The 22,987-nt window shown below is 40.2% G+C and carries 20 protein-coding genes; 7 read left to right on the top strand and 13 right to left on the bottom strand.

All coding sequences use genetic code 11. The features are described from left to right. The first annotated feature begins 590 nt into the window (after positions 1 to 590). The gene (locus tag ACFVSH_RS10275) at positions 591 to 1,268 is read left to right on the top strand and encodes a FadR/GntR family transcriptional regulator (RefSeq protein ID WP_387596900.1); all 678 of its coding nucleotides are present in this window, start codon (positions 591 to 593) and stop codon (positions 1,266 to 1,268) included. A gap of 14 nt (positions 1,269 to 1,282) precedes the next feature. Continuing rightward, on the top strand, positions 1,283 to 2,509 hold the full coding sequence (locus tag ACFVSH_RS10280) for a CynX/NimT family MFS transporter (RefSeq protein WP_387705840.1): 1,227 nt from the start codon (positions 1,283 to 1,285) through the stop codon (positions 2,507 to 2,509). 304 nt (positions 2,510 to 2,813) lie between these two features. Here ACFVSH_RS10280 and yhbH read toward each other — a convergent pair whose 3' ends face one another. Further along, entirely contained in the window at positions 2,814 to 3,983 is a 1,170-nt protein-coding gene (yhbH, locus tag ACFVSH_RS10285) for a sporulation protein YhbH (RefSeq protein WP_387596906.1), read from the bottom strand. A gap of 508 nt (positions 3,984 to 4,491) precedes the next feature. Continuing rightward, positions 4,492 to 4,671, bottom strand: coding sequence for a hypothetical protein (locus tag ACFVSH_RS10290; protein ID WP_063235975.1), 180 nt, complete (start codon positions 4,669 to 4,671; stop codon positions 4,492 to 4,494). Positions 4,672 to 4,789: 118 nt separating this feature from the next. On the opposite strand from ACFVSH_RS10290, the gene ACFVSH_RS10295 reads away from it, so the two are divergent. After that, on the top strand, positions 4,790 to 4,999 hold the full coding sequence (locus ACFVSH_RS10295; protein ID WP_063235974.1) for a hypothetical protein: 210 nt from the start codon (positions 4,790 to 4,792) through the stop codon (positions 4,997 to 4,999). A 210-nt stretch (positions 5,000 to 5,209) separates the two neighbouring features. Here ACFVSH_RS10295 and ACFVSH_RS10300 read toward each other — a convergent pair whose 3' ends face one another. The 3 genes from ACFVSH_RS10300 to ACFVSH_RS10310 all read right to left on the bottom strand — a co-directional run bounded on the left by ACFVSH_RS10300 (position 5,210) and on the right by ACFVSH_RS10310 (position 10,409). Beyond that, positions 5,210 to 7,105, bottom strand: coding sequence for a PrkA family serine protein kinase (locus ACFVSH_RS10300; protein WP_034315159.1), 1,896 nt, complete (start codon positions 7,103 to 7,105; stop codon positions 5,210 to 5,212). A 512-nt stretch (positions 7,106 to 7,617) separates the two neighbouring features. Beyond that, on the bottom strand, positions 7,618 to 9,252 hold the full coding sequence (locus tag ACFVSH_RS10305; RefSeq protein WP_387596912.1) for a glutamate/serine transporter AimA: 1,635 nt from the start codon (positions 9,250 to 9,252) through the stop codon (positions 7,618 to 7,620). A 167-nt stretch (positions 9,253 to 9,419) separates the two neighbouring features. Beyond that, a complete protein-coding gene (locus tag ACFVSH_RS10310) occupies positions 9,420 to 10,409 on the bottom strand; it encodes a glutaminase (RefSeq protein ID WP_387597178.1) in 990 nt (329 codons plus the stop codon). Positions 10,410 to 10,818: 409 nt separating this feature from the next. Between ACFVSH_RS10310 and ACFVSH_RS10315 the strand changes: the two genes are divergently transcribed. After that, the gene (locus ACFVSH_RS10315) at positions 10,819 to 12,081 is read left to right on the top strand and encodes an ATP-binding protein (protein ID WP_387597179.1); all 1,263 of its coding nucleotides are present in this window, start codon (positions 10,819 to 10,821) and stop codon (positions 12,079 to 12,081) included. Between the two features lie 4 nt (positions 12,082 to 12,085). Beyond that, complete coding sequence (locus ACFVSH_RS10320; RefSeq protein ID WP_387596915.1) at positions 12,086 to 13,033, top strand: response regulator; 948 nt, start codon at positions 12,086 to 12,088, stop codon at positions 13,031 to 13,033. A 78-nt stretch (positions 13,034 to 13,111) separates the two neighbouring features. On the opposite strand, the gene ACFVSH_RS10325 is transcribed toward ACFVSH_RS10320, so the two are convergent. The 7 genes from ACFVSH_RS10325 to ACFVSH_RS10355 form a co-directional block, all read right to left on the bottom strand. Then, positions 13,112 to 14,119: a FecCD family ABC transporter permease gene (locus tag ACFVSH_RS10325; RefSeq protein ID WP_387596918.1), complete on the bottom strand. Its 1,008-nt coding sequence runs from the start codon at positions 14,117 to 14,119 to the stop codon at positions 13,112 to 13,114. Beyond that, on the bottom strand, positions 14,116 to 15,126 hold the full coding sequence (locus tag ACFVSH_RS10330) for a FecCD family ABC transporter permease (RefSeq protein ID WP_387596921.1): 1,011 nt from the start codon (positions 15,124 to 15,126) through the stop codon (positions 14,116 to 14,118). Before ACFVSH_RS10330 ends, ACFVSH_RS10325 begins: the two co-directional genes overlap by 4 nt. 67 nt (positions 15,127 to 15,193) lie before the next feature. Continuing rightward, the gene (locus ACFVSH_RS10335; RefSeq protein WP_387596924.1) at positions 15,194 to 16,114 is read right to left on the bottom strand and encodes an iron-hydroxamate ABC transporter substrate-binding protein; all 921 of its coding nucleotides are present in this window, start codon (positions 16,112 to 16,114) and stop codon (positions 15,194 to 15,196) included. Next, positions 16,065 to 16,913 carry an ABC transporter ATP-binding protein gene (locus ACFVSH_RS10340; RefSeq protein ID WP_387596927.1) on the bottom strand — a complete coding sequence of 283 codons (849 nt, stop codon included), beginning with the start codon at positions 16,911 to 16,913 and terminating at the stop codon, positions 16,065 to 16,067. The genes ACFVSH_RS10335 and ACFVSH_RS10340 overlap by 50 nt, the downstream gene beginning before the upstream one ends. 300 nt (positions 16,914 to 17,213) lie before the next feature. After that, complete coding sequence (gene nfsA / locus ACFVSH_RS10345; protein ID WP_387596930.1) at positions 17,214 to 17,963, bottom strand: oxygen-insensitive NADPH nitroreductase; 750 nt, start codon at positions 17,961 to 17,963, stop codon at positions 17,214 to 17,216. An 81-nt stretch (positions 17,964 to 18,044) separates the two neighbouring features. Then, a complete protein-coding gene (trmL, locus tag ACFVSH_RS10350) occupies positions 18,045 to 18,533 on the bottom strand; it encodes a tRNA (uridine(34)/cytosine(34)/5-carboxymethylaminomethyluridine(34)-2'-O)-methyltransferase TrmL (RefSeq protein ID WP_098370923.1) in 489 nt (162 codons plus the stop codon). A gap of 67 nt (positions 18,534 to 18,600) precedes the next feature. Further along, a complete protein-coding gene (locus ACFVSH_RS10355; protein ID WP_387596933.1) occupies positions 18,601 to 19,458 on the bottom strand; it encodes an amidase domain-containing protein in 858 nt (285 codons plus the stop codon). Between the two features lie 277 nt (positions 19,459 to 19,735). On the opposite strand from ACFVSH_RS10355, the gene ACFVSH_RS10360 reads away from it, so the two are divergent. Continuing rightward, a complete protein-coding gene (locus ACFVSH_RS10360; protein ID WP_387596936.1) occupies positions 19,736 to 20,428 on the top strand; it encodes a DUF421 domain-containing protein in 693 nt (230 codons plus the stop codon). A gap of 443 nt (positions 20,429 to 20,871) precedes the next feature. Here ACFVSH_RS10360 and queG read toward each other — a convergent pair whose 3' ends face one another. After that, positions 20,872 to 22,011: a tRNA epoxyqueuosine(34) reductase QueG gene (queG, locus tag ACFVSH_RS10365; RefSeq protein WP_387596939.1), complete on the bottom strand. Its 1,140-nt coding sequence runs from the start codon at positions 22,009 to 22,011 to the stop codon at positions 20,872 to 20,874. Positions 22,012 to 22,117: 106 nt separating this feature from the next. Between queG and ACFVSH_RS10370 the strand changes: the two genes are divergently transcribed. Continuing rightward, the gene (locus ACFVSH_RS10370; protein ID WP_387596941.1) at positions 22,118 to 22,786 is read left to right on the top strand and encodes a B3/B4 domain-containing protein; all 669 of its coding nucleotides are present in this window, start codon (positions 22,118 to 22,120) and stop codon (positions 22,784 to 22,786) included. Positions 22,787 to 22,987 lie beyond the last annotated feature (201 nt).

The following is a 22,987-nucleotide window of genomic DNA, read 5'->3' on the forward strand; positions in this document are numbered from 1 at the left end:
CTCAAGTCTTAGAAGCTGCTTAAACTATATGTCTAACTTTATTGGGTCAGATCAACTCGATGCAGGTCGAATTTGTTTACAGTCTTTTTAGTGCCAGAACAGTTTGAACGTCGATTGGAACGTAGGGCCATTCGCGCGGCGCCTTTCCACCTGCGGGGTCTCTCCTGCACTCGCTTTTCTAAGCAGGAGTCTCGAACACCTCCTCCCATCAACTTTGTTTAAAAAATTCAGATATAAACCCTTTTGTCTAAAAAGCGGATTCGGAACTGTCTCATCCTGAACACTGATTTTAAAACAATACTTATGATATACTTTATGGTTTTTTTACTGTAATCCTTATTGGATGGAAGAAATTTGCGACACTCCTGCCGAATTACTGGCTAGCCGAGACACCACAGGCGCTTGCTTTGATGAAGCTTGGCAGACAGTCGGCGGAAATGGAGCTGATTTCTGAAATCAACTGCAACTTTTTTCTGAAGAATAAAAGGGAAACAAATTTGGATTTAAAATACTCCTTTTGCTCCATCTTCAATATACATATGTTAAAATAACCAATGAACCAATCATCCTACAAATTCGAGGTGTGAATATTGACCATATCTAAAACAAATCGCTTATCACTTGTAGAACAAGTCGTTTCCCAAATCGAATCGTTAATCGAATCAGGTGAATGGAAAATTGGAAATCAAATCCCCCCTGAAATGGATTTGATCCAACAGTTCGATGTAAGCAGAAATACATTAAGAGAAGCTGTACGATCACTTGTTTATGCGGGCCTTTTAGTAACGAAACAAGGAAAAGGAACATTCGTAAGGTCATCAAGTGCCTTGGGGGCTGCTTTTGAAAGAAGGATCCAGCAGTCAAGTATATTAGAAACGTTAGAGGTCCGTCATGCACTTGAAAGAGAGGGAGCTCAGTTAGCGGCATTAAGACGTAATCAAGAAGATATAGAACGATTGCAATATTATATATCAGCATGCAGTAAAGCTGCCAGGGCAAAGGATATCAAGGCTTACGAAGAAGCCGATATACAGTTACATAAATCGATTATGGCTTCATCACATAATGATTTATTGATTGATTTGTACGAACATATGGAACACTCCCTGCATGAATCCATCCACCGGATAGTGGAGATGAGTTCTGATGTGAACTTTCATTTGAACATTCATTGCAATCTTGTAGATGCCATCATCGAACAAGATGAGAACCGGGCAATCGAAACAGTGAATGAATACATTGCACAATTCAAAAAATCTATAGAGTAAGTAAGGAGGAGATTATGGGCATTAACCAAGCAGCAAATCAACTAGAACAAACAAAAATGGATATTAAACCCAAGGTTGGACTACTCATCATCGGGATCATTCTTCTTGGGGCAAACCTGAGGGCTCCCTTAACATCTGTTGGCCCCCTTGTCACTTCGATCCGTGATAACCTGGGGATATCCAATACATTATCAGGTTCATTAACGACATTGCCTTTGCTTTCTTTCGCTTTATTATCACCATTTGCACCTAGGATAGCACGGCGTTTTGGAATGGAACTTACCCTTTTCCTTTCCTTGATATTATTAACAATCGGGATTGGGGTACGCTCAGTTGGCGGAGTGCCGACATTGTTTATAGGGACCATTTTAATTGGGTTAGCCATTGCAATCGGCAATGTATTGTTACCCAGTCTGATCAAGCATAATTTTGCCAGGAATATCGGTTTGATGACAGGAACCTATGCTGTTTCCATGAATTTATGTGGCGCAATAGGTTCCGGGATCAGCATTCCCCTTGCTTCTTCATCGGGATTGGGATGGGCTGGTGCCCTTGGATGTTGGGGAATCTTATCACTTATTACAGTCTTCTTATGGATGCCGCAATTAAGACGGCCATTCAAGTCAGATAAGGATGTGCAAACGGCACAAAAGGATAAAAAGATTAACTTATGGCGTTCTGGGTTAGCCTGGCAGATAACATTCTTCATGGGGTTGCAATCGTTTATCTTCTATACAGTAATTACCTGGATGCCGGAAATCCTGGAGCAAAAAGGGCTGAACGCTGATGAGGCTGGCTGGATGCTATCCATCATGCAGCTTGCCGTCATTCCCATAACATTCCTTGTGCCAATTTTAGCTGGACGCATACAAAGTCAGCGTCTGTTAGTGGTCCCGCCTGTCGTCTTCCTTATCGCAGGGATATTCGGCATATTATATGGAAGCACACTATTCATACCAGTATGCATGATATTGATTGGAATTGGGGTCGGAACCATATTCAGTTTATCCATGATGTTCTTTAGTCTTCGAACACAAAGCACCCATGAGGCGACGGAATTATCAGGAATGGCTCAATCATTCGGGTACCTCTTAGCTGCCATTGGACCTGTATTATTCGGATTGCTGCATGACATTACACACAGCTGGACAGTTCCCTTATTGATGTTGGCCGCAATATCGGCACTTATTTTCATTGTTGGAATGCGTGCAGGAAATAATGAATATGTAACTACTCAATAAAACCAGTCATGAAATTTTTTAAAACAACCATACTTAATATAAGGGTATGGTTGTTTTTTGTCTTTCTTTGATTCTGTTCAACTTTATAAATATTGTGAATATAAAGCTTCAAACGAATGATATAAATATAGGAGATTTGAAAAGGCCGTTGCTTCTGTTGAGCAACGGCCTTTTCATCTGGTCTTATCTGTCACCCTGACATTGCCAAAAGGAAGATTAGAAAAAAGACGTACAATGTGAATCGCACGCCTTTTTAACCTACAATTATTTTGATCTGAAAATTTCACTTACCACGTTTCCCTTTTTATGCATACTTCTTACTTTCCTCATCTTTAAAAAAGCTCTTCATTGCGTGGAAAACGTCAGACTTTTGCTTAAGGATATAGTACCTGAATTTTTCATTATCGATGTTTTTATAAGCTGTCATCAATGTCGAATGACGATTGTATTGATTGACTTCCCCATACCCGAACATATTGGAAACCTTCATGAGTTCTTCAACAAGCTTAACGCATCGGACGTTATCTGATGTTAGGTTATCACCATCGGAAAAGTGAAACGGATAGATATTAAACTTCATGGGGTCATATTTATGATCAATAAGTTCTAATGCTTTTCGGTATACGGACGAACAAATCGTTCCGCCGCTTTCCCCTTTTGAAAAGAAATCCTCTTCCGGAACCACTTTCGCTTCTGTATGATGGGCAATGAACTCGATTTCCACCGTTTCATATTTTGTCCGCAAGAAACGGTTCATCCAAAAGAAAAAGCTTCGAGCCATATATTTTTCCCATAACCCCATACTTCCAGAAGTATCCATCATCGCCAGTACAACTGCTTTGGAATCAGGTTTCTGTATCTCATTCCAGGTTTTGAATTTAAAGTCTTCCTTATAAATAGGATGAAAACCCGGGTTCCCCGTTAAGGCGTTCCGTTTGAAAGCCGATATCATCGTTTTCTTTTTATCGATGTTTCCCATTAGGCCTGTCTTGCGGATATCGTTGAATTCGATGTGTTCAAGCGTGTGCTCCGCATGTTCTTTCCTCTGAAGATTAGGGAGTTCCAATTGACTGAACAGGGCTTCCTCCAATTCCAGCATCGACACTTCGGCTTCATAATAATCCTCACCCGCCTTGTCACCCGCACCTTGGCCCTTACCTGCTCCTGCATCGGACGGTGAGCCATCCCTTGCGACCACATCCCCCACTTTACTGTCTCCATCGCCTTGCCCTACATGTTTGTTTTTATCATAGTTATAACGAATTTTGTATTCATCCAAGGAGCGAATGGGAATCTTGATAACATCCCGGCCATTGGACATTACGATACTTTCTTCTGAAATTAGATCAGGCAAATTATTCTTGATCGCTTCCTGCACCTTTTCCTGATGACGTTGTTGATCATCAAAACCTTTCCGATGGAGGGACCAATTTTCCTGTGAGATAACATACTGTTGATTACTCTCTTCCGACATTCTCTTCCCCCCTTAAAAATGTTTGCACGCTTTTCATCATTCCTTCATATAATAAGTTAGTGTGGGAATGCCCACATCATTCCGGTTTTCCAATGAAAAATACAGTGCGAAAAAACGGATTAAAAGAAAAGTATTACTCTATCTTATGCAGCGATGCAGGATAATTTACAACAAAATTCAATAATGGACGTTTGCCTACGAACTAGACAAGTCCTGGCAAGGGCGTTATGGGCCCTATAAGGTTGTTTTCTAAATATTACAGTAAAATAAGTATTTCAAGAAAAAGAACAGACCTGATGATTATCAGGTCTGTTCTTTTTTAAAGCAGGTTTTATTGTCGGATTATAGGATATTTTAAAATATCTTTTTGAACTTAGCCACGTAATTGATCTGCAAAACAGAGGCTTCCAAGGACATCAAAAGCAATGAAATACAACAAAAAAGGTGCTCCAGTAGTTTTTCTGGACACCTTTTTAAACAGATAGAATGATTCTGGTTGTGATATTCGTCAATCTTTATCTTCCTCAATTTCATGTTGAACTGTACCTGGGCGTTTATCCCACTCTTTCAATTCTTCATTCGTCCTTTGATTTTCCATCTGCTTCCCCAGTTCTTTCATCTCTTCATAATCCTTGGCCATGGAGCTGTTTTCCGGAACATGTTCTTTTTTCAATTCCTCTTTACTCATTTAACATCACCCCTACTTATTGATACCCAATATTTCCAAATCCAAAACGTAACATATCTTATGGAAATATCGGGTATAGATAAAACATCATGAGCAAATCTAAGGAGGTGCAGGAATTATGCAAACAACTACACTTTATGTAAAGGAAGCAACGTCAGAAGGTCCGATTTTAAATCTGGAGTCCATACTTTTGAAAACGGAAGGTGTGGAACGTGCAATCATCGATGTTGATGATGGGGAAATTAAAATCGATCATAGCGAAGACAAGCTATCACCGAATCAACTTATTACACTTATTGAGCAGTATGGCTTGAATGTAACTAAATAGAAATCAAAAGCACCAGGCTCCCCTTCATACCGTAGGGCCCGGTGCTTTGTTTGGTTCATTATTTCTCATTCCTTGTCGAAGGACACTTTAACACTTTCAAAAGGTGCATGATTTCAATGTAATCCAGAGGAATTGATTGGATTCCCTCTAGCCTTTCGCAAAAGGGGATAAACCCCTGCCCGATATGGGGCAGGGGCAAAAAATTATGGATTACCGATTTAACAAGCTGCCCACATAGCGCAGCAAATCATTGGCTGAAGTCGAATTATATCCGTGCTCATCGATAAGTCTCGTGATGACCTCGTTCACTTTCTTCAGTTGCCTTTCGTCTGGTGTCTTGGTTGAGGTAGTGATCTTAACGACATCCTTCAAATCCGCGAATAGTTTTTTCTGGATCGCTTCCCGTAAACGATCATGGGAATTATAATCGAATCTCTTCCCTTTACGCGCATATGCAGAAATGCGAATCAATATTTCTTCGCGGAATGCTTTTTTCGCATTCTCGGATATTCCAATTTGCTCTTCTATCGAGCGCATCAATTTTTCATCAGGGTTGATTTCCTCCCCAGTCAATGGGTCGCGCAGCCTTGATTTATTGCAGTATGCTTCGACATTATCAAGATAGTTATCCATGAGGATCTTCGCCGACTCTTCGTACGAATAAACAAATGCCTTTTGCACTTCATTTTTTGCAATGGCATCGTATTCTTTACGTGCCAGTGAAATGAAATTCAAATACCTCTCCCGAAGTTCGTTCGTAATGGACGGATGCTGGTCAAGACCTGCCTTTAATGACATTAGTACATCCAATGCATTAATGGACGGATTTTCCTTCCGAATGATCGTAGAGGAAATTCGGTTTATCACGTAACGCGGATCGATTCCGCTCATGCCTTCATCCTGGTATTCTTTTTTTAATTCATTGATGTCTGCGGAATTAAATCCTTCGACATTTTCCCCATCATAGAGCCTCATCTTTTTCACTAGATCGATATCGCCCTTTTTGGGATCCTTCAGGCGGGTCATGATGCTGAAGATTGCCGCCACCCTTAATGTATGCGGGGCTATATGAACATCCGAGACATCACTTTCACGGATCATTTTTTCATAAATCTTTTCTTCCTCGGTAACCTTAAGATTATATGGAATAGGCATGACAATGATACGGGAATGCAATGCTTCATTTTTCTTGTTGGAAATGAACGCTTTATACTCCGTTTCATTCGTATGAGCCACAATGAGCTCATCTGCACTGATCAATGCAAAACGGCCAGCTTTAAAATTCCCCTCTTGTGTCAATGATAGCAAATGCCATAAGAACTTCTCATCACATTTCAGCATCTCCTGGAACTCCATCATCCCGCGGTTCGCCTTGTTCAGCTCACCATCAAAGCGATAGGCACGCGGATCTGATTCCGATCCGTATTCGGCAATGGTCGAAAAATCGATGCTGCCCGTCAAATCAGCAATATCCTGTGACTTAGGGTCTGAAGGACTGAATGTTCCAATTCCAACACGCTTATCCTCTGAAAGGAAAATACGCTCGACCATCACATCTTCAATCCTGCTTCCATACTCCTGTTCTAACCTCATTACATTCAGCGGCGATAGGTTTCCTTCAATCCGGATCCCATATTCTTCAAAAAAATCATCCCGTAAATACTGCGGAATGAGATGCAGTGGATCTTCATGCATCGGGCATCCTTTTATTGCATAAATCGCGCCAGAGTCTTTTAATGAATAATTTTCTAGTCCACGCTTCAGTAAAGAAACGAGTGTGGACTTCCCACCTGACACCGGACCCATGAGAAGCAATATCCGCTTACGGACATCGAGCCGCTTTGCCGCTGGATGGAAATATTCCTCGATGAGCCTCTCCAGTGAATCCTCTAGTCCAAACAACTGACCGCTGAAAAAATTGTATTTCTTTGTCCCATTTACTTCCTCTATCCCTGCATCTCTGATCATGTTGTATACACGTGAATGAGCAGATTGAGCAACTAAAGGCGTTTCTTTCAATATTTCTAAGTACTCTGCGAAGGTGCCTTCCCACTTCAGCTTCTGTTCATCTTCTCTAAATTTTTCGATTTTCTTTAAAATATCCATTAAGGAACCTCCCCCTGTCACTTTCAGAGAATACTTAAATCTATGCTCCAAGTCTGACAAACATGTCAGACTTTAAAAAGTGGCCGGGCAATGTTTCGAATCACCCTTGACTCTCCATGTATCGAAAAAGGCTTAATCATTGAGAATTGATGATAAATATGCTGACAAGAAAATTTGTGTGCACTCCTGCTAAAAATTAGGGTATACTAAGCCTATACTTAAGTGGGACAATATGGGTAAAGGGAGGTCATAACATGGGCACAGTTGTTATCGTTGGAGTTGCTATTACATTTTTAGCTGCTATCTTCACTGCCGGATATGAAGATAAACCAGGTGTGAAATAAAAGAATAAAGGCCTTTTCTTACATTCCAAAAAGGGGGACAGCAAATTAAATTTGCCGTCCTCCTTTTTGGTGTCCTCATTAATATAAATAGAAAGAAGCACTTTCGATGTCATTCTACGAATGTAATAGCTTATTGGAACATGCTAACCAATGAAGTGGATTCATCATTTATACAGCGTTCTTTTTATCAGTTTGAGAAGCAACGTCGTTCTCCATCGATCTCAAGTCTTCATTTACTTTTTGTCCTTGTTCCAAATATTCTGTTTGGAATCCACTCTTTATTGCCCAACTATAAAACCCTAAGGCTAAACATGTAATGATGACCATATCCCAACCAAATGGGATTATGTTTAGTCCTCCAAACTTTTCACTGCCTAAGTATGAAACGGTCATCATACAGAGTAAGTAAACAACCATCCAAAGCCCAGCCGAAAAGTTTTGACGGAATCCCTTCCATTTCATTTTTGATTGATAATAGAAATAAATGGGAAGACCAATCATAATGATAAATAATACTTGTCCTGTCAGCGGCCATCTTGCCCAATATAGAACCAAGGAAGCGAAAACAAAACCAAGCGGTGCAATGATGCTTAATCCTTTTAGACGTAATGGTCTGTACAAATTCTGACCTGTGCGCCTTAATGTCATAACTGTGACTGGACCTGTAATATAAGAAACTAATGTCGCAACCGAAATAACCTCTGCCAAAACGCCCCAGCCTCTAAACATGAATAAAAATAAGAAAGATACCCCTAGATTCAAAAACATGGCTTGACGAGGGATTCCATAAAGTGGATGCAGTTTTCCAAAAACGCTTGGCAAATATTTATTCTTTTCCATTCCATAAAGCATTCGTGACGTTGTCGCCGTGTATGTTATTCCTGTCCCGGATGGAGAAATAAATGCATCCACATATAGTAAAATAACTAACCAGTTTATGCCTAGAACAATTGCTAAGTCAGCAAACGGTGAATTGAAATTCAAATGTTGCCATCCGTTCACGATCATGGACGGATCCACGGCTCCTATAAACGCAACCTGTAATAAAACGTAGATGACAGTTGCAATTAAAATGGATCCAATTACGGCAATTGGGATCGAACGTCCAGGATTCTTTGCCTCACCTGCCATATTAATTGGACTTTGAAAACCGTTAAATGCAAAGATGATACCAGAAGTTGCTACAGCTGTAAGTACACTTGCCCAACCATTTGGAGCCATGCTTCCTGCAGAGGTAAAATTGGCTCCATGAAACCCTGCAAATAAAAGTGACCCAATCGTAAGTCCAGGTATAATAACCTTAAACACTGTAATAAATGAATTAGCTTTCGAAAACAAACTAACTGTCCAGTAATTTAATAAAAAGTACACGATCAGTAAGGCAGAGGCAATTGCCAGGCCTCCCCCAGTAAGACTTCCATTTTCTACTAATCCATGTGTCCACCGTGCCCATTCCCATGGCCATGAGCTCATATATTGAACAGAAGCGATCGCTTCAACTGGAATTACGGAAACGATTGCAATCCAGTTTGCCCAACCTGCAAGAAACCCTAAAAAAGAACCATGAGAGTATTGCGTGTATTTTACCATTCCCCCAGCTTCAGGAAACATAGATCCTAATTCACTGTAAGAAAGTGCGATAAATAAAATAACGACCATCCCGATAATCCAAGAGATAATGGCAGCGGGTCCTGCGATTTGCGCCGCTCTCCAAGCTCCGAATAACCAACCTGAGCCAATAATAGACCCGAGTCCTACCATCGTTAACGAAAACGTTCCCATCTTTCGCTGCAAATTATTCATATGTTCATCACCATGCTTTCCAAAATTGTTCCTTTATAATAAGGTCCTTAAAGAAATTGGACTTTATGATTCGTCTCAAGTACATTCAACTGAATCTTAAAGTAATTGCTGCATTACATAACGTCTTGTTAAAGATTACCTTTTTACAAGAATAAATTCCCCTGCTTTTAGAAAATACTTAGATCCCATTCCTGTGCCATTTGTTTCAATAACATACTACCTGTTACACTATTCCCATATTCATCAATAGCAGGTCCATATATGCCAATGCCACATCCATCTTGAAAAGGCATTCCGCTTCGGGCACTTGGAGGAACTAGTGCCATAATCCCGCCAGATACTCCACTTTTGGCTGGCACCCCAACAAAAGCCGCAAATTTCCCCGAAGCATTGTACATACCACAAGTAAGCATTAATGCTTTGGCCAGCTTAGCCACTTTTTTAGGGAGTACTTGTTCTTTACGAATAGGATGGTATCCATCTTGTGCAAGAATCAGTCCAAGCAAGGCTATGTCTTCTGTGGTTACTTCTATGGAACATTGCTTGAGGTAAACCTCTAAAGCTTCCTCTACATCCGACTCTAAATAATTCGTCTCTTTTAAATAGTGGGCTAAAGCTCTATTTCTATGGGAAGTTTGCCACTCAGATTGATATACTTCCTCATTGATGGCTGGGCGCTTCCCTAACAAATTTTCAAATAATTCATAGAGAAATTCCAATTTTTTTCGTGAAGAATCCCCTGGGAGAAGCGATGCTATGGTAATCGCCCCTGCATTTATCATAGGATTAAATGGCTTTCCCGGCTTATGCATTTCTAAACGAATAATTGAATTGAAAGCATCCCCGGTTGGTTCCACATCGACCCTCTCTAGCACATAAGAAATGCCGCACCCCAAGCATGCGGCTATAAAGCTGAGCACTTTTGAAATACTTTGCAGCGTGAAGGGGACTTCCCAATCCCCAGTCTTGATCATTGTTCCACCAGGCTCCAATATGCAAATGCCCAATTGCGGTAAATGTGCATTTCTCAATGCCGGTATATAATTGGCGGTTTGCCCTTCAGTAGCAAAGGATCTGTAATGTGCTACCCATTCATCTAAGTCGGCTATTCTTTGACTATTAACATGAATGTCATACTCTTTTGACAATTCTTCAATCACATTCTTCCACCTCTTCAGTTGTTGTATCATTTTTTTCAATATGAGCGTCTTTCCGAATGCCATCAAGCTTACTTATAATAGATTCGATGAAGACATAATGAATATTCAAAATATTATTAAGCGCTTTCAAATATTTCTATCTACCGTTCATTTTAAATTGGGAACTACATAATCATACGAAAACCTACAAAATCAAAAAATAAAAAACCACAAAAAAACGTATTTATTTCACATATAGAAAAAAGATTGGGTTTGCCATAATCGGTAATAAGCCGTTCTATTCAGAAACAAAGAAAGCGTTGTATTGAAGCCGATGAAACTGTATACTGATTTTTTAAACAAATTGGGTGGTGACGACTTGAATCTCAGTACGTTAATGAAAAAAGAGGTCAATATCCTTGCTTTGATGTTGTTAACAGTGCCGTTGGCAGGCGAATTGAGTTTTTACCCTTTAAATGAAACGTTTCGGGTAAGCTTTGGTCCGCCTGTACTTTTCTTCTTTTTACTATTATTACAGAAAACACCTGCCATTTTTTCAGGCTTCCTGACAGGAACAATGGTTGTGGTATTTCGTATTCTAATAGATTTTTTCATGCTTGATAGTTTTTCCTGGTCTTCCTCTTTTCAAGTTCATTTTCCAAGTTTCTTTTTTTATTTCACCTACTCCTTTCTTTTTTATTTAGTGAAAATCAATCGCTTTCAAAACCGATCGTTGATTATTGGATTTATTGGTCTTATTATCGAAATTTTGTCTGACTCAATAGAATTAATCTTTCAATATATTGTATTAGAAACAACAATTACTTTAGGTTCACTAAACGAGATGATCATGATCGCATTCGCCCACAGTTTTATCGTTTTAAGCTTTTTTAATATGATGAAACTATATGAAGCACAATCAAGGGAACGGCAAATCAGAAAACAAAATGAACATATGCTGATGCTCATTTCCAATTTATACGAGGAAACGATCCACTTAAAAAAAACATTAAAAAATGCAGAGAATATTACAAAGAAATCGTATGATTTGTATCGAGAATTAAAAGCATTGGAAAAACGGGAAAAGCACTTTCATGTTCCTACAGAACCATATAGTCAAAAAGCATTGCGCATCGCGGGTGAAATGCATGAAGTCAAGAAAGATAATCAACGAATTTTTGCTGGTCTCTCCAAATTGATTTCCAATGAGAGCTTTAGGGATTATATGAATGCTGCTGAACTTTTTCATTTAATCATCCGAATTAATGAAAAATATGCCTTCTCATTAGGAAAGGATATTCAATTTGAATACTCATTAGATGGAAAAAACGATTCACATTATCATGTATATACCGTGTTATCCCTTTTCAATAATTTAGTCGCTAATGCAGTGGAAGCAATTAAAGAAAAAGGAATCGTACATTTAAGTTTGAGTGAAAGTCGCGACAATGTAGAATTCAGGGTTGCTGATACCGGACCTGGAATTCCTCAAAAATATCAGACTGTCATATTCAAACCTGGATTCACATCAAAATATGATCATTTTGGGACACCTTCAACAGGGATTGGTCTCTCATATGTTAAAGAAGTCGTAAAAGAACTGGGAGGCGATATCCTGTTTGAGAATAGTTTTAACGGTGCCGTTTTTTCAATAAAATTACCCATTCATAAGTTGATCCAGAAAGGATGATTCCATGCGTTTTTTTATAACTGATGATGATTGTGCGATACGTTCAAACTTGAGCCAAATTATTGAGAACGAAGATTTAGGAGAAGTGGTGGAGGAAGCCGAGGATGGAAGTCTATTAGAAGGACATATTTTGAATTTAAAACAAATCGATATACTATTTATTGATTTATTAATGCCAATCCGGGATGGCATTGAGACACTTCGTCATATAAAAAATACATTTAACGGGAAAATAATAATGATTTCGCAGGTTGAATCAAAGGATCTGATTGGTGAGGCATACTCACTTGGAATCGATTATTATATTACTAAACCAATCAATCGTATTGAAATATTAACAGTCATCCGAAAAGTCATGGAACGCATTCATTTAGAAAGATCGATCACAAATATCCAGGCCTCATTAAACAGTGTATTGAACTTTGAACAGCCAAAAGTTGATAAATCCAATCGTTATAATGAAAAAAGTATAAGAGAGGTGGGTGAGTTCCTTTTATCGGAATTAGGGATCGTTGGAGAAAAGGGTGCAAAAGATTTAATCGAAATCCTGCAATATTTATTTATGTATGAACGGACTTTTACTTTTGGAAGGCATTTCCCGACCCTTAAAGATATCTTTGTAGAAATCACCAAAAAAAAGCTCGGCACATCAGCTTTGCAGGTTGATATCAACCGGGAGATAAAAGCTGCCGAACAGCGAATACGCAGAACGATTAACCATTCGTTAAATCATTTTGCTTCGCTCGGTTTAACGGATTTTTCAAATCCGAAGTTTGAAAATTACGCTTCTAAATTTTTTGATTTCACAGTCGTTCGTCAAAAGATGAAAGAACTGCAATATGATTCAACAATAGTCCTTACACCTACCCGGGTAAATACAAAAAAATTTATTCAAGTGTTTTATTTCGAGGCGAAACGATTGAGCCCTGATGAAATAATTAGATATACATAATCCTGATTAAAACCAAAAACGAAAGCACTGAAAAGACATAAAATCCCCTGAAAAATTTCAGGGGGTTTTTGCAAGATTTTATTTTTTCAACAATAAATACATGAAATAAGGAGCACCGATCAATGCAACCATGATACCTGCAGGAATCCCCTCGGGTTCAATTATATTACGGCCTATTGTATCGGCAAGCAACAATAGCCATCCACCGATTAAAATGGCAACCGGAATGAATAGTTGATTTCGAGGTCCCACCAAAGATTTTGCTATATGCGGGGACATGAGTCCAATGAATGCAATTCCGCCTGTAACAGAAACGGCAGCCGCGGCCAATGCTACAGCAGTGATTAGCAATGTGATCCGCTCCTTCTCAATCGATACACCGACCCCAATTGCGACCGGTTCACTTAAACCAAGCAGATTCAAACGATTTGCTTTATATAATGTGAATGGAATGAGAATGATTAACCATGGAAGAACTGCCCAAATGAAAGGCCAATCCGTTCCCCATATATTTCCCGCCAACCATTTTGCAATGAAATCGACTTTGGCTCGTTCCGCTGATGAAATGAGGACAATCATCAGGCCTGAAAGCGCCATTGAAAAACCAACCCCGATCAACACTAACCGGACGGGTTCAAGGCCGCTCCTTCTCTTAAATGAGAGGATATATATTAAACAGGCCGTCAATAACGCGCCGATAAAACCGACAAGCGGAACCATATAAACAAATGATCCAGCGTCAAGCGGGAAAAACAGAAAGAAAGCGGCTATGGCAACACCAGCTCCAGAATTGATCCCGATGATTCCGGGATCGGCCAAATCATTACGTGTGATTCCTTGAAGGATGGCTCCCGACAGTGCCAGGGCCATGCCTGCTAAAATGGTAATGATGATTCGTGGTAATCGGACGGAAAATAATATGAATTCCTCTTTAAATGTGCCTTGCCCTAAAAGCGTTGGAATCAGTCGCCCTATAGAAAGATTCGAATATCCCGAACACGTTCCTATAATGATCGTAATGATAATGAGTGCGGACAATGCACCTACTATCCATCGCTGTTTTTTGACTAAAGCTGACTGGATCATGAAAATGCTTTACCTCCTTTGCGCACGATTAGGAGGAAGAAAGGTAAACCTATCATCGCAACAATCGCTACCACAGGTGTTTCATATGGAGAATTGATTGTACGGCCGATCGTATCGGCAAGTAGCATGAAAGTGGCTCCTAAAATCGCTGACATAGGCAGGATGAATCGATAATCCGTACCCACGAAAGCCCGGACCATATGGGGGACCATTAAGCCGATGAATACCATATTTCCAACAAGTGCAACGGCAGCGCCTGCCAGGAGAACGATGACTACGAAGAGTACCGCCTTTATTTGTGTTGTCTTTTGGCCTAATCCTACCGCCACTTCTTCACTTAAGCTTAGTATGGTGAGCTGTCTGGAAAAGAAAAGGGAAATCAGGATGCCAATTAAAATGAACGGGACGATTACCCGAAGCTGGCCCCATGATGTTCCGATATTCCCGCCTGCAGTCCACATCGATACATCTTTTGATACTTTGAAATAAAGGCCGACCCCTTGCGAAACGGCAAAAAGGAATGCAGAGACTGCAGCACCAGCCAATACGATCCGTAAAGGAGAAAATCCTCCCTTTTTCATCGCACCTATCCCGAAAACCATGGTTGCCCCCACCGCGGAACCTATAAAGCACGCAATCATGATCCCTAAGTTATTGGCATTTGGAATGAATGCCAAAGTAATGGCGAGACCTGCATTGGCTCCTGCCGTCAATCCAAGCAACCCCGGATCAGCAAGTGGATTCCTAGTCATTCCCTGCATGATGGCACCGGAAACGGCAAGTGCTGCACCCACAAAGATTGCCCCCACTTCACGAGGGAAACGGATTTCCCGAATGATTGAAAGTTTTTCACCAGCAGCATTTGATGTCAGTGCTTGCCAGACATCTTTTACGGTAACATCCGCCGCACCAAATGCCATTGAAATAATGAACATGCCTATGAATAGAGCGACCCCTATGATCAGTTTATATATAAATGGGATGAAACGTTGATTTTCATTAGTCATCTGTCTCTCTCATCTCTTTTTTTATAGAATAAAAGGAGAGGAATTGGAATCCCTCTCCCTCGCTGCATTATTTTCCAAGAAAACTTTTGGAAAAGAAGTCTAATTGGTATTCTAATGTTATTGGATCATTGAAGTAGAATTTTTTTGCATCAGCTTCATATAGTTGATTATTTTTAACGGCAGGTATGTTTTTAAACGTATCTGTTTGTTGGAATGAATTGTCCTGATCTTTGTTATTGCTCAAAATCACATAATCACCGGCATAGTCTTTCAGGACTTCTAATGACAAGGCAAAGTAACCATCTTTCAATGCCGTTTCTTTTACCTTTTCAGGCATGCCCAATTTCATTTCTTGGTAAAGGATTTCCGTTCCACGGCCCCAATTATCGCCGTATACATAAAACTGTTTGTCAAACTTTTCGAAAACGGAAACGGTAGCATCTTCTCCAATTTTAGCCTTAATTTCATCACCGGTTGTTTTTGCCCGTTTTTTGAAATCATCCACCCATGCTTGAGCTTCTTTTTCTTTATTCAAAAGTTTACCTATTTCTACATGTTGTGTTAAATAGTCCACTTTTCCGTATGTATACGTTACAGTTGGAGCAATTTCCTTTAATTTATCAACATTTTTAATCGTTGATAAACCAATGATTAAATCCGGATTCAACTCAATGATTTTTTCCAGGTTTTCGTCCGTTACTTCCTCGACATTTTTTAACTCTTTAAAGTTCGGGTTCATTTTAGACCACGAATCAACCCCTACAAGGTTAACATCCAATGCCATTACGTTACCTGCGAAAGAAGATAGTACTAAAACACGCTGAGGATTTGCCGGAACTTCAACAGGACCATTTTCAGATTGATATGTGATAGTACCTGATTTTTCCTTTTTTGAATCGGTGCTTTTTTCTTTTTCGGTTGACCCGTTACCACAAGCACTAATAATTAACACTAACAGCAGTATAAACGGGAACATTATCTTTTTCATTTGTTGTCAAATCTCCTTTTAATAAATTGTATGTGCTGCACATTGGTTTGTTCGTTCGTTGATCTCGCCCGATTACCGCATCAATATGGAATACTTCCTTAAGCACTTCATGAGTGATGACTTCTTCGCAATCACCCGCTTTGACTATTTCCCCGTCCTTTAAGGCAATGATATAGTCGGCAAAGCGAGCAGCTTGGTTTAAATCATGAAGAACCATGACGATTGTACGTCCCTGTTCTACATTCAGCTTCTGTAATAATTCTAGAACCTCCAGCTGATGCGCCATATCCAAATAAGTGGTCGGCTCATCCAGGAATATGATTTCCGTTTCCTGGGCAAGGGCCATGGCAATCCAAACACGCTGGCGCTGACCTCCTGAAAGAGCATCCACCGGACGGAACTTGAAGTCTTTCGTTCCGGTCACTTCAAGTGCCCAATCGATCACATCATAGTCTTTTTGGGTCAGGCGCCCAAAACCTTTTTGATAGGGAAAACGTCCATATGATACGAGCTCCCCAACCGTCAATCCGCTTGCACTCTCGGGTGTTTGCGGAAGTATGGCCATTTTTCTTGCAAGGATCTTAGTGCTTTCTTTTGAAATATTCACTCCATCTAAAACAACCGACCCTGATTGATTTGGAATGATCCTGGTGATCGCTTTCAAAAGTGTGGATTTTCCACATCCATTTGAACCGATGATCGTTGTGATTTTTTTATCTGGAATTTCCACACTGAGATCTTTTACAATTAAACGTTCACCATAACCAATATTTAAATTCTCTGTATATAGGCGAACCATTTTTTAACCTCCATTTACTGAAAAATAGATAAGTAAAAACTCAAATGAAAATGATTATCATTATCCATTACCTAATTACTATAATTCTATCTATATATATTGTCAATGGTAATTTCATGGGTATATTAAGAAGAAATTCTGCCGTGTTTTTTTTTTGAGCCGAACCGTATACAAATGAAAACGGTAAAGATCCCGGAAACATTTCCGGGATCTTTACCGTTTGGCCCATGCTCGGGACTTTGAAAGATGGTCTTTTATGGGAAGGCAAGAATACTCCTACCTAATAGGCACTTTCATCAATCAATGTTTCTTAAAACCTTGTTTCTCAACGTAATCTTTCATGTACAACCTGCTTTTCTTTCCAAGCATTCCAGCCATTTGCTCGGTCCAGGTGTCTTTTCGTTTACCTTTAGTCCGTTGCTCGTAATAGCTGGAAATCGTTTTATTATACTCTTCAAGTTGTCCGATGAACTCCTGCTTATCCTCCTGATATCCATTTTCATGATAGATATTGGCCAGCGGCAAACGCGGCTTTTTATCCGAACGGTTTTTCGGATATCCGACCACTAGACCGAATAATGGCATAACGCGATGCGGTATATTCAAAATCTCTGACACTTCCGGGAGATGATTGCGGATCCCGCCTATATAGCAAATGCCAAGATCCATCGATTCTGCTGCCAATGCTGCATTTTGAGCCGCAAGAGCAGCGTCGATACAGGCAACCATGAATTTCTCCGTACTTTCAATCGATTCGGACAGGTCCGTGTTTTCCATTTCGGAAACCATATCCTGACGATATAAATCGGCGCAAAAGACGAATAGATGTCCATTCTTCTCTACATATGATTGTGGTCCGGCAAGTTCAGCAAGCTTGGCTTTCTTATTGGGATCGGTTACCCCTATGATTGAATATGCTTGGATATAGCTTGAAGTCGATGCCGCTTGGGCACATTCCACAATCGTATTGATTTGCTCCTCAGACAATAACTTGTCCTCAAAAGAACGAATGGAACGGTGATCTAAAATCTTCTCAATAATGTTATTCAATGCTCCCACCCCTTAAGAATATGTAAAAAATCCCTCATCGGGGCTCAAATGTCCCCGATGACAGTATGACATTGGTGAAACTCAACCTTTTGTTTTCAAATCCAATTCACGGTAATTTTGCTGTCTCAGTGCTTCATAAACCAAGATGGCAGCCGTGTTCGACAGATTAAGGGAACGTACTTTATCCGTCATCGGAATCCGAAGGCAACGATCCATATTTTCTTGGATCAGCTCTTTCGGGAGACCCGTCGTTTCACGGCCAAAAATGAAGTATATTTCACTGTCTTGATCACTGTAATCGAAGCTGGAATGCGGCTGCTCCCCGAACTTCGTTAAGTAATAAAATTCACCGCCGGCATTTCTTTCATAAAACTCTTCTAACGAATCATAATAATGGATTTTTACATTTTCCCAATAATCGAGACCGGCCCGTTTAAGCTGTTTGTCATCCGTCGAGAAACCGAGCGGGCGGATGAGATGTAAAGACGTATCCGTCCCTGCACATGTTCTTGCGATATTTCCTGTATTTGCTGGAATCTGTGGTTGATATAAAACTACATGTATTGACACTTCATTTTCACCTCTAGTTTGAACTTCACCTTAATTATAGCATTAAACAAAAAAGACTAAAAACCAATCAACCTCCATCCAAAATCACAAAGAATTTATAAACGATGTTCGGTGTATACCTGGTCGAATCCTCATACGTCCAATATCGGTGACGGCTGTTCATCGTATGTGCATTCACAAGCGGCATCCCGTCCTGATCCTTCGCCGTAACAATCAAGTTATGATCAAACCGTCCGTCGCCTTCGAAATCTATGCAGAGGATATCACCCAAATTCAATTCCTGGGCCGACTCCACCCGCTTTGTCCTGATGACATTCCCGGCGTTTAGCAGATGATATAAGGAATGGGCCGTCGTCCATGTATAACTCCAGCTTTTCCCCCTTATCCACCAGCCCTTATTTTTGTTTGGCGCCCCCCACATCGGTATTCCTCCCGCATGCAAACATTGTGAAATGAAATTCGTACAATCATCAGTGAATTTATGATAAGCCGGATTGAATTCATTCCACCAACGCTCGGCATATTGGACGGCCTTCATCCGATCATATTTATATGCGAGACGATCTGCGCCCGGATCACATTTTGGCGGTGCCTCTACGGTTTCAAAGGTGGGAAAAAGCTCACGTTCATCCACTATATACCCATTTCGAAACCGGGCCTCCCTTTCTTCCATTTCTTCTTCTATATAAAATGAATCCTCCTGTTTCAATAAATATTGCAGATGCACATGATATGTCAGGACTGTATCATTGTCTTCCTTTTTCCTCGAATGCACCTTCCCTGCCGCATTCACCCGAACAATTTCAGCAGCACGGTTCCTCATCATTTCCCTTTTCAAATGTAACTTCCTTTCACTCCGCTCCAAATCATCGGAAGTATAAAACTCTATTCTTTCTTGTAAAAGGCGTTGCAATTGTTCCCTCAAGTTCATGCCCTCCTTCTTACCATCTATGCTAATGTGTATGTGCGAAGGGGAGTAAAATGCACCTGATGATTTCCCCCTGCCTTTTTACGATTTTAAAGGGTAATCCAAACAACCCTCACATTCATAAATTTTACTGTCACGTGGTGAAGCCTTTCCGTATGGGTCGATTACAGTATGGCTTATTTATGCTGAATTATAATCAAAGTAATATTGGGGAAATAATAAAGATGGATACACAATTTTCTAACCTGATTAGACCAGATTGGAGAGGGAAATTTTGAGCATTATTGAAGTGTTAAGTAGGGTGGTCGCCGCTTTTGTGGTTTTACTATTGATTACTCGAATTATGGGAAAAAAGCAAGTAAGTCAGCTGACTTACTTCAACTATATTACAGGTATCACTATCGGCGCGGTGGCTGCTTCCATCACAATTGATACAAGTATTGATGTGGTTGACGCCTTCGTTAGTTTAATCGGTTGGTCCGTACTCACTATTCTTGTAAGCTTTATTAATTTAAAATCTCCAAAAGCTCGTATAATACTTGACGGCGAACCTACAATTGTAATCAAAGATGGAAAAATCCTAGAGAAAGCTTTGAAAGGGGAAAAATTAAACATGGATGACCTTAGCATGCTATTGCGAGAACAAAGCATATTCTCCATGCAAGAGGTAAACTATGCCATTTTAGAACCAAATGGTCAATTGTCTGTCTTAAAAAAAGTGGATAGCCAGAGTGGTTCCAAAAAGGATATTACTTATGTGAAACCATTATACATACCTACTGAAATTATTGTGGATGGAAAAATCGTTCCTCATAATTTAAGTAAACTGAGTTTAAACCAAAGCTGGTTGGAAACGCAATTACAGCATTTTGGTGTATGCCTACAAGATGTATTTTATGCTGAAATACAAAGTGATGGCACTTTGTATATAGATAAAAGACAAGATAACCAGTATCCTCCACGTTAAGAGGGAAAGGGGAACTCAAGTCATTTAAATTTGGACAGTCATGCATCGAGAGCTAACGAATTGCTGATTATTAACAGCCCAATAATCTCTATTTTTAGGTTCCCACAGGTATATATTTATTTATATATATACAAACATCTCCATCGCAGGAATAGTACAACAACTAGTTATTCAGCATGGCAAGTGTCCCAAATAAGCGGTGCTGCAGCTCACCTTAAGTATGAATTGGTAGATGCCGTAACAAATATACCCGTATAACAGCAATCTTATGACGGGGATGTAAGTTCTGCTGATAATCGATACTAAGTTTTATCTTCTGTTCAATAATGTATTTACTACAAAAGACTACTACTTAGAGTGGTAATTTCCATAACTAAAAAAAAGAGGAAGAAGCTGTCACAAAAGTCATTTACGACTTATGGACAGCCTCTACATCTTAAATATCATTTTGTTTCCAAGGTAAACTGCAGTCCTTTCTCAATTTCCGCCAGTACCTCTTCATCCGTTTCCTTCATTCTTGCTTCTTCCAGAATGGAAACGGCCTGCTCCCGGCCAATTTTCCCGACTGCCCAAGCCGCCGTTCCTCGGATTACAGGCCTTGGATCTTTCTTCATGACCTGTATCAATTGGGGCAATGCCGTTTCATCTTTGAAGTGGGCCAATGCTAAAATGGCATTTCGTTGGATTGGCTTTTTACCACGCCAAGATCCAGATACATGGCCGTATTTCTCTTTAAAGTCCCGATTTGAAATCGTAAGCAATGGTTTCAACAGCGGTTTCGCCAGCTCTGGGTCGGGTTCCATCTCTTCATGGAAATGAAAATCCATTCCTTTGTTTTTCGGACAAACTGTCTGGCATGTATCACACCCATACAAACGATTGCCTATTTTCGTCTTGAACTCATCCGGAAGGAAACCTTTTGTCTGCGTTAAGAATGCAATGCAACGCTTGGAATTTAGCTGCCCGCCCTGAACGAGCGCACCAGTCGGGCAAACATCGACGCATTTATTGCATGTCCCGCATTGATCTTCCATCGGTTGATCAGGTTCAAATGGCAGGTTGGTAATCATGTCCCCCAAATATACATAAGACCCGAATTCCGGAGTGATGATCATACTGTTTTTTCCACTCCAGCCAATTCCCGCACGCTCAGCCACTGCCCTATCTGATAATTCACCCGTATCAACCATGGATTTCGTCAATGCTCCTGGCACTTTATCTTTAATGAAGTTCTCAAGTAACTGCAATCTATTTCGAAGAACGGTATGATAATCCGTTCCCCAAGAAGCCCTGCAAAAGATCCCGCGTCGCTCACTTTTTGTACTTTGCGGAGCATCCTTCAATTTCGAAGGATATGCAAGCGCAATCGAAATGATGGATTGCGGTTTATCGAATATCAATTCAGGCCTTACCCTCTTTTCTATATCGGCTTCTTCAAACCCTGACTGATAATCCAGCTCCTGTTGACGTATCAGCCTACCTTTCAATTCGGTAAAAGCCGTGGCCGATGTAAAGCCGATTTTATCAATGCCGATTTCCTTACTATATAAAATCACTTCTTGCTTGAATAAGTTCATATCCATATATTAATCACCTACTTCATTCAGTATTCCCATTGAAGCTTGAATCCATTTCAAACCATTGCTATCTATGATAAACTAATTGCAATCATTTTTGGAGGTGAAACGGTTGGAAATTACCATATCAGCTAATCTAAGCAGTAAAATCCCTGAATTCAAAGTCGGGATCATTACATATGAAAACATCGAAGTAGGTCCCTCCCCGCAAATGGTGAAAGGAAGACTACAACTATTTCAGGAAGCACTTTTCTTCGACCTTGAAGAAAAGGAATTGACCGACTTTTCCGGCATTAAAGCGTGGCGGGAGATTTTCAAGGCTACAGGAGCAAACCCGTCGCGGTATCGCCCCTCCGTGGAAGCCCTTTACCGCCGCGTAAAAAAACAGAATTACTTGGCACCCATCCATTCAGCCATCGATTTGAATAACTTCTTCTCGCTGTTATATGAAGTTCCGATCGGCATTTATGATGCGGACAAATTATCAGGAGACATCTCGATAAAGATTGGCGAAGGGTCAGATGGTTATGAGGGACTGAACGGCCGCTTGAATTCCATGGAAAATATGATTACATCAGCCGACCATGATGGCGCATTCGGAAGTCCTTACGTTGATTCAGAACGCACGAAAGTCACCGAAGGAACGAAAAAGGCCATCCAAATCATATATTTACAACCCAATACTCCAATCACCGAAGCAAATCAGCTAACGAAATCCTTGATGGACATGTTCCTTGAAATCCACGGGGGTGTAGGGACTTACTCGATAGTAGAAGGATAATTAAAATTGAACGGAAATAAGCCCTTTCCACAATCGGAAGGGGTCTTTTCATGATTCTTCCTAACTTATATGGATAAATAAAACCAGTGCGCGAATATCCTTTTATTCAACCGTTCGGTCATACCTAATTACACAAGCTTTTCAGTTTGAACAATAAAAACACACACCTATTCAAACTGATTCTACTAACATAGTTAATCT

The sequence above is a fragment of the Peribacillus sp. NPDC058002 genome, assembly GCF_042886655.1.
Lineage (GTDB): Bacteria > Bacillota > Bacilli > Bacillales > DSM-1321 > Peribacillus > Peribacillus aracenensis.